The 8443-nt window shown below is 29.0% G+C and carries 6 protein-coding genes; all 6 read right to left on the bottom strand.

The window, feature by feature from the left end; genetic code table 11:
• Positions 1–92: 92 nt before the first annotated feature.
• Positions 93–2201 (bottom strand): polyribonucleotide nucleotidyltransferase, encoded by a 2109-nt coding sequence (locus E2O22_RS07125; protein ID WP_133319884.1) that lies wholly within the window; start codon positions 2199–2201, stop codon positions 93–95.
• 135 nt (positions 2202–2336) lie between these two features.
• Entirely contained in the window at positions 2337–2996 is a 660-nt protein-coding gene (locus E2O22_RS07120; RefSeq protein WP_133319883.1) for a phosphoribosyltransferase, read from the bottom strand.
• Positions 2993–5029 (bottom strand): LPS-assembly protein LptD, encoded by a 2037-nt coding sequence (locus tag E2O22_RS07115; protein WP_243705661.1) that lies wholly within the window; start codon positions 5027–5029, stop codon positions 2993–2995. Before E2O22_RS07115 ends, E2O22_RS07120 begins: the two co-directional genes overlap by 4 nt.
• Positions 5019–5477, bottom strand: a complete 459-nt coding sequence (locus E2O22_RS07110) for an RDD family protein (RefSeq protein WP_133319881.1) — start codon at positions 5475–5477, stop codon at positions 5019–5021. The genes E2O22_RS07115 and E2O22_RS07110 overlap by 11 nt, the downstream gene beginning before the upstream one ends.
• Positions 5474–6724: a phosphoribosylamine--glycine ligase gene (gene purD / locus E2O22_RS07105; RefSeq protein WP_133319880.1), complete on the bottom strand. Its 1251-nt coding sequence runs from the start codon at positions 6722–6724 to the stop codon at positions 5474–5476. Before purD ends, E2O22_RS07110 begins: the two co-directional genes overlap by 4 nt.
• A gap of 258 nt (positions 6725–6982) precedes the next feature.
• Positions 6983–8422: a hypothetical protein gene (locus E2O22_RS07100; protein WP_133319879.1), complete on the bottom strand. Its 1440-nt coding sequence runs from the start codon at positions 8420–8422 to the stop codon at positions 6983–6985.
• Between the last annotated feature and the right edge of the window lie 21 nt (positions 8423–8443).

Here is an 8443-nt window from a genome sequence, read left to right as displayed (position 1 = left end):
CAAAAAATGAAATTATGCCAAAAGAATATTTTTTTGTCAAGATCTAAAATAAAAATTTAAGCATATTCTTAAATATGCTTAAATTTAAACAATTAAGCTAAGTCCAATGACACTTTTCCATTTTTAATTTCTGCCACCTTAACCTTAACCTCGTTACCAATTTCTAGCTTTTCCTTGAATTTAGAATTATGCAATAAACCATCTACGCCATCTCTAAGTTCTACAAAAACTCCAAATTCTACAACTTTTTGAACTTTTCCTATAAATTCTTCTCCGATATCAAATTTAGGCACTTCTTTTCTATCGCGCTTTTTATTAGAACCTTTAGAATGAACTAAATTTAATATATATTCTTTGCTTTGAGAAATAAAATCATAATTAATTCCTGCTATTTTAACCTCACCTTTATCTCTATCTAAGTCAATATTAACTTCAAATTTTTCTATAATCTCTTTTATAGTTTTACCACCTTGGCCAATAATATCAGGGATTTTACTTGGATCTACATTAAAAATTTCAATCTTTGGTAAAATTGTTTCATTAACAACTATGTTTTGATTAGCCTCTTCCATTAATTGTAAAATGTGTTCCCTAGCTTCTTTTGCTTGATATAAAGCCTCTTTTAAAACTTGTTGCTCTATACCGCCAAGTTTTATATCCATCTGCAAAGCAGTGATTCCCTCGTAACTCCCTGCTACTTTAAAATCCATATCTCCATCATGATCCTCAAGACCCATAATATCTGTTAAAATAGCATATTTTTCATCTTCAAAAACAAGTCCCATTGCCACACCTGCCACTAGTTTTTCACTTTTTACCCCTGCGGCTCTTAAAGCCAAAGCACCACCACAAACAGTAGCCATGGAACTAGAACCATTACTTTCTAAAATTTCAGACACTAAACGAATAGTGTGAATATAATCCGTATTAATACTAGGATGTAAAGCTCTTTTTGCTAAATTTCCATGCCCTAACTCTCTTCTACCTGGAGCTTTTATAGGAGTAGCCTCACCTACAGAAAAACCTGGAAAATTATAATTTACCATAAATTTTTCGCATATTGGATTTTTCTCTGTTAACAAATCTGACATTTGTGCATCATTATCACTTCCCAAAGTAGCTATAACTAAAGCTTGAGTTTGCCCTCTAGTAAAAAGACACGATCCATGTGCATTTGGCAGAATATTTGTCTCTATATCTATCTTTCTAACATCTTTCAAGCCTCTACCATCTGCCCTTTTATTTTCATTAAGAATTTGACTTCTAACAAGCTCTCTTTTGCACAAATATAAAGCTTTCTCAATATCTTCAATTTTCCATTCATCTTCAATAGCACTAGCTTCATTTTCAATCTCTTTTGCTATTTGTGAGATTTCACTTGCTCTTTCACTTTTTGCCATTTGGTTAATTGCAATTTTAAGCTTTGAGATATAAGAATTTTTAATAAAATCAACAATTTTACCACCATCTGTTTCTATTTTAAATTCAAGTTTGGAATTTTTTCTATAAGCAGCAAAAACTCTTTCATATTCATTAGAGCCACGCAAAATCGCATTGCCTGCAAATTCTAAAGCCTTTAAAACATCATCCTCATTAAGCTCATTCATACAATGTTGATCATTTTGTTTATTTGCTAAAGCTCTCATTTCTATCATTAAAAGCTCATCTTTAACACCCGCCACATAAAGGTCTAGGGTGCTATTTTTTAATTCACTATTGCTTGGATTTAAAACAAATTCATTATTCATACGACCTATTCTTACACCACAAACTGGCGCTTTTATAGGAATATCACTTAAATATAAAGCAATGCTTGCGGCATTTAAACTCATCACTTGCAGATCTACTTCAGGATCAGCAGAAAGAACCATTACTACAATTTGAGTTGGATAAGCATAGCCTTTTGGGAAAAGAGGTCTTAAACTTCTATCTATAATCCTTGCACTTAAAGTTTCATTATCACCTGGTTTAGTTTCTCTTTTTACATAACCACCTGGAATTCTTCCTGCCGCATAAGCTTTTTCTATATATTGTACCGTAAGAGGTAAAAAATCCTCTTCTACCATTTTTTCTTCTCTAGCAACAGTTGCCAAAACTACAGCATTTTTTTCTTGCATTAAAACTGCACCCGCTGCTTGTTTTGCAACCTTATTAGTCTCAAATATTTCAAGATGATTATTAATATTTATTTCATGTCGCATGATTTTTCCTTTAATATTTTCATCATAGGCAAAAACCAAATAAGCTTTTTAAATTTTAAAAATTAAAACTTAAAAAGCCTGTTTTTGTTTTGCCTATAAATTTATATCTAAACAACCTATTGTTTAGATATAAATTTATCTCTTTAATGGAAGATAATATTTACTTTCTTCTAAAATATCTAAAATTTCATGAGCTTGCAAAATCGTTTTATTTTTAAAATAAAACTCAATATTCACAAAATGATCAATTTTTTGCACACAATAAACCTCATCTACAAAAACACCGATATATTCATATACATCACTTGGCATTAAAGCAGTAGCATAAACAATACTATTTACTTCTTCTTTTAACAAACTTTTAATACATGAAGAAGCAGTAATTCCACTTTCGCAACCTTCATGCAATATTAAAATATTTCTCCCTTTTAAATCTTTTAAAAGATTTCCTTTTCTATAACGATACACATTTTTTAAAATTTTTTCTTCGTAGGTTCTATTGGCTTCACCATAAATATAATCTAAACTTATATCAAAAGCTTTAACTAAAGCCTCATTATAAACCAACTCCTTTGTTTCACTAATCATAGCTATTTGACATTCATCATTATTAGGAGCTTTAATTTGTTCTGTAAATAAAAAATCATATGGAATTTCTAATTTTTGTGCTAGTGCATCAACAAAAACTATCGATTTTAAAGAAGGTGTAATAATAATATAATCTTTTAGTTTGTTTAATGGCAATATATCATATAATTTCTCAAGTGCATCTTTTTCATCTTCAAAAAATATCATATCGACCTTTCATTTTCCTCTAAAGAAAAATCATAAGATACCCCGCCTAATGGATAAAAATTAAACATAAAATATACACCACTTTGATCTTTAGCACTAATACCACCACTTGTAAGTTTAGGTGAAATATCTTTGCGATACATCAAAGAATAATTCCAACATTTTCTTTGATAAGTATAACCTATTTCCCATTTTTCAGGTTCTTTGTTCAAATCAAACCACAATCCACCAAAAATTTGATAATTAGTATTTATATCATATTGGGCTTTAGTCCCTATAAAATTATATTTTTCATTTTCATACATTCTATAAGCATGGTTTAAACTAATCTTCCATTCACCATAATCAAACAAAGCTTCACTAAAAACCTTATCAAAACGATTATCAGCTCCAGAATATTCAGCTTCATTTCTTAAACTTATATAATCATTGTAAAAATATTCTACAACATTATCAAAAGCACCAAAGCTACCTTCTTTAGTAAAGTATTTAACCTTCAAGTTATGATATAATTTTTTTTTGCCTAAAGTATTATAAAAATACTGATACATTGAAAAATTAAGTTGCTCAGGATCATTTTTTAACTCTACAAAATCTTCAGTGATTTCACCCGATTTAGCTCCAGGTAGAAAATAATTAACCCCTAAATATAGAGTATGATAAAAATTTTCATATGGCTTTGAAAGATCTGTATATAAAGAAAAATTATGAGAATTTCTAAATAAATGTTCTTGGTTTTTAACATCTGTGTTAGAATAATCTACAAAATTTGCATATATCCTTTCTGTGAAAGCAAAATTTAAAAAATCATCAAAAAAACTCGTATGATAAATTAAAGGTAAATCAAAATCTAAAGTTTTAGCATAAATACCCGTATGTCTATAATACCTATGAAAAGAAGCATCCAAGCTATATTGTATATAATTATCAAAAAATCCATTTAAATATCTATGATATTGAAAAGATGGATATTCTTGTAAAGTATCTTTATTGCTAATTTTAGAAGTGTCTATATAATACTTTGCATAAGCACCATAATAATTATCATCATCTGATAAAAAATAATTTATTTTAGAAGTAACTAAAGAAGCTTCGGTTTTTGCGCTAGAACTTAAATTCATATAATCAACATCATTTAAATAAGTAGCATCAACCCATAAACCCTCTTGAAATTCTTCACCTAAAAGACTTTTAAATAAAGATTCATTTGAATATTTAACCTCTAAACCATAGTGTTCTTTATTTTTTAAATTTTCTTCTCTTTTATAACTTGATTTTTCGCCAAAAATACCACCGCTAATTTCACCTTGAGAATAAGGGGTATCAATAAATCTTAAAGTTGAGTATAAGCCATAACCTCTTTTTGTTCTAATCTGAGGTTCAAATTGAATGTCCGCATTATCATCAATAACATAATAAATTGGCTGATTATAATATAGCCCTTCACTTTGTTTTAAAACTACTTGGGGAATTAACAATCCGCTTTTTCTTTTAGTATCTACACTAAAACCAAAATAAGGTAAATACATCACCGGAACATTTTTTACATATAATCTTGCATTATAAAGATGTAAAAAATTACTCTCTTTGTTTAATTTGCCTTCATCAAAACGAATTTCCCAATCAGGATTTTCAACATTACAACTAGATACAACAGACTTTTTACTCATTACAAATTTGTCATCAATTTTAGCTTGATGACATTGTAGCCAAACCTCCAAATCATTATTTGAAAAAAATAAATTTTTAAAAGCTGTAGTGTTATCTTTTAAGTTAATCTTCGTATAAGTAGAATTAGTTCTTTCTTTTTGCCCCCTTAAGATATTAACATCTCCAAAAAGCTCCAAATCTTTTGTTGTTTCATTAAATTTAGCCTCGCTTGCAGTTATCAAATAAAAATCAGATACCACAACTACATTATTTTTTGCCTCTATAATATCATTTTTTTTAACAACATCCAAAGCATAGATATCTACTTTAGAAGCATATAAACTTCCTATGCAAGCCAAAGAAAGTAATATTTTACGCAAGATCTATCACCACTGTTTTGGCCGCATAATCATGCCAAGTTTTTAAAACGATATTGCTTAAAGCCCAAGCAAAACCCAAACCATACAACATATCACTAATTTGCCTCACACCTGCTCTTAAAGCACTTTGAATGAAATTTGGTTTATCTAATAAGTTTTGATCAATAACCATAATCTTCAAAAGCATTTTTCCTAAAGTTGCACCATATAAATATGTAAATAGACTATGATATGTAAATTGCAAAATTAAAGTTCCACCAGCAAAACGTATTAAAAGATTGTGAATTTCATCATAAGTTTGCATAGAACTAATCTTATCAAATAAAATAATACTCACAATAGCTAAAATCACAAAACTATCAACAATATAAGCTAAAAATCTTTTTTTAAAACTTGCTATTTTTAGCTCTTCTTTTTCTAGTTTGTCAAATAATTCTTGATTTGCACTCATTTAAGAACCTGAAAAGCAATATCTTTTCTATGTTGTTTTCCTTTAAAATGAACATTATCACAAAGCATATAAGCGTTTTTTTGCGCTTCTTCAATACTTTTTCCAATTCCTACACAAACTAATACACGACCACCACTAGCATATAGTTTGTTATTTTCTAAAACTACTCCAGCATAAGAAATATGAGAATTTTGCGGAATTTCTCCTATATCAATTAATGCTTTTGGAGAATCTTTATAAGGATAGTTTTTACTTGCACAAACCACACCTACTGCAAATTCATCTTTGATTTTTATACGAGTATTTGCAAGATTTTTATTCACACATGCTAAAAATAAATCCAAAGGATTTTCTATCAAAGGCATCAAAACTTCGCACTCAGGATCACCAAAACGCACATTGTATTCTAAAACATAAGGTTTATTATTTACAACCATCAAACCTATAAACAACACTCCAACAAATTCAGCACCCTCTTCTTTCATACCTTTAAGAGTTGGTACTACTATATCTTTTTTTACTTGCTCTAATAAATTTTCACTTGCTAAAATACTTGGAGCATATGCACCCATTCCTCCTGTGTTTGGTCCCTTATCATTATCTAGTAATCTTTTATGATCTTGTGCAGCAGGTAACAATATAAAATCATCTCCATCGCAAACTGCAAATACACTTAATTCAAATCCGTTGAGATATTCTTCTATAACAACAATCTTACCAGCTTCACCAAAACTCTCTCCGCTAAGCATATTTTTAGTAGCCTCTAAAGCTTCTTCATGGCTTTGAGCAATAATCACACCTTTGCCCGCACACAAACCATCTGCTTTTACCACTATAGGAGGAGTTAAACTCATAATAAATTTCTTAGCTTTCTCATAATCTGTTGTATTTAAAAATTTAGCTGTTTTAATTTTATATTTTTTTAAAAAACTCTTCATATAAGATTTTGAAGCTTCAAGCATAGCAGCAGCTTTAGTAGGACCAAAAATAGCAATATTATTTTCTTTAAAAAGATCTACTATACCCTCTGCTAGAAAATTTTCACTTCCAACTATACAAAGATCAATCTCAGATGCCTTTGCATAAGCTGTAATAACCTTAGGATCTTTCATATTAAGATTTGTTCCTATTTTAGCGGTAGCACCATTTCCTGGTGCAAAATAAAATTCCAAATTATTATTTGTTTTTTGAAGAGCCAAAGCGATAGAATATTCCCTAGCACCGCTTCCTAATATTAAAATTTTCATTATTTTCCTTAAAATATCAAAACCCAAATGGCCGGAGTATAAGTGTCTGACCCTCAAAAAGTCAAAGTATGCCATTAGGTGATTTTTAAAGGCTGCAGCTTCTCGCTTTTTTCAAAACTCAAACGAAGTCACAGAACACGGTAAATCACACATCACAGCTTATAATTAATGTGTTGGATCCTCTTTAATACCATATCGAACCATTTAGGCATTCTAATTATAACTAAGAAAACTTAAAAATAGGGTTTAAAAGGATTTTTATAAAATTTTGAATTTAGTTTTAGAGTCCTTTTTTAAAAAATACTTTCCTTCTAAAATAACATCAGCAACAGATGCCCAAATAGTTTTTTCATCTACATAAACTATATCAAATTCAGTATTTTTCATCAATCCTTGATAATTTACTTTTTTAGGTGCATGCTTAACAACATAATAAGGATTCATTGCAAAAATTTGGATTTTCATATTAACATATAAATCAGGATTGGAAGTAACTATTAAAAAACTTTTTTCACATTCTTTTCTTACTTTTTTAACATAAGAAAGCAATAATTGATCATTTGGATTTAGTGCATGTTTATTTAATCTATTTAAATAAAGTTCAGCAAAAGAAAGAGTGCAGAAAGAAATTTCGCTTGCAGTTTTAAAATAAGAATTTTTTATACTTGTTGATTTTAAAGATTTTTTCCAAATTTCTATATCTAATTTTGTAGCACATATATTTAAACCTTGTTTAATTTTCTCAAAAAGTTTCTCTCTAGCCATATTAAAACTATTATTAAAAATAGTAAGATTTTTTTCATAGAAAGACTTTCTCATTGCCTCTAATTTTTCAATGCTTTTTGTAAAATAATCTACTTCATTTTTTATTTCAACAAGCTTTTGTTTTTTACTTTGTATCATTTCTTCAAATTCTTGTCGTTTTTTGCCACTTTCTGTTTCTATTCTCGCTTGTTTTGATTTAATATCTGTAATCAAAGTACTCATTTGGCGATCAAGTGCTAATTTTCTATTTTTCCTATTGTCGATCGAAGCAAGAAGGGCTTGATAATGACATTGATGAGACAAAAAGACCTCATCATACAAACGCTCCATGTTGATATGTTTTTGTTTATCTTTCATATCTTTATAAGCCATTTCAAGATGTACTATAATATTTTTCATAGCAGAAAAGTCAGCTTGGTTAATGGTATTATCTGAAAAAAGCAAAGTATCCAAAGCCTTATGTAAAAAACGCTTCATAGCAAAAAAATCTATAATATATGGCACCTCATCTGTATTAATATCTTTCACAGCATTGATTGATAGTGTTTCATTATAAAAATACCTTTGAATAGCTTGTGGGATAGTCAAATTTAGAGTAATCTTATCAAGATTATCATAATCAGTTTCTCTATAAAGCTCTTGAACATAAGCATCACGCCTTGTTAGTCTTAAATCCTCCAATTCATCATCACTATCTGTTTTCCAAAAATCTCTTTCTTTGATAAAATCATTATCTCCAAATTCTTGAAATTTAGAAGGTCTTAAATCTGTAATATGCTTTCCATCGGATCTAAACTCAACAAACATACCAACCGTTGGCATGCTTCTTTTATCGTGCCAAGCATGTTTATTAAATTCAAAAAATGTTTTTGCAAGATTAATTACTGTTCCTCTTCCAGTACCATCCACATAAACCATTATTTTTCCATGCATATCCAAATCCTTGATCTAAAG

This window comes from Campylobacter lari (genome assembly GCF_004357905.1).
Lineage (GTDB): Bacteria > Campylobacterota > Campylobacteria > Campylobacterales > Campylobacteraceae > Campylobacter_D > Campylobacter_D lari_D.
Note: the sequence above shows the minus strand (reverse complement) of the source record. Positions and strands in the feature narration are given on the sequence as shown.

Excerpts from the sequence above, each read along its gene's own strand:
- E2O22_RS07100 (WP_133319879.1), bottom strand. The coding sequence starts at position 8,422 with ATGCATGGAAAAATAATGGTTTATGTGGATGGTACTGGAAGAGGAACA.
- E2O22_RS07120 (WP_133319883.1), bottom strand. The coding sequence starts at position 2,996 with ATGATATTTTTTGAAGATGAAAAAGATGCACTTGAGAAATTATATGAT.
- purD (WP_133319880.1), bottom strand. The coding sequence starts at position 6,724 with ATGAAAATTTTAATATTAGGAAGCGGTGCTAGGGAATATTCTATCGCT.
- E2O22_RS07125 (WP_133319884.1), bottom strand. The coding sequence starts at position 2,201 with ATGCGACATGAAATAAATATTAATAATCATCTTGAAATATTTGAGACT.
- E2O22_RS07110 (WP_133319881.1), bottom strand. The coding sequence starts at position 5,477 with ATGAGTGCAAATCAAGAATTATTTGACAAACTAGAAAAAGAAGAGCTA.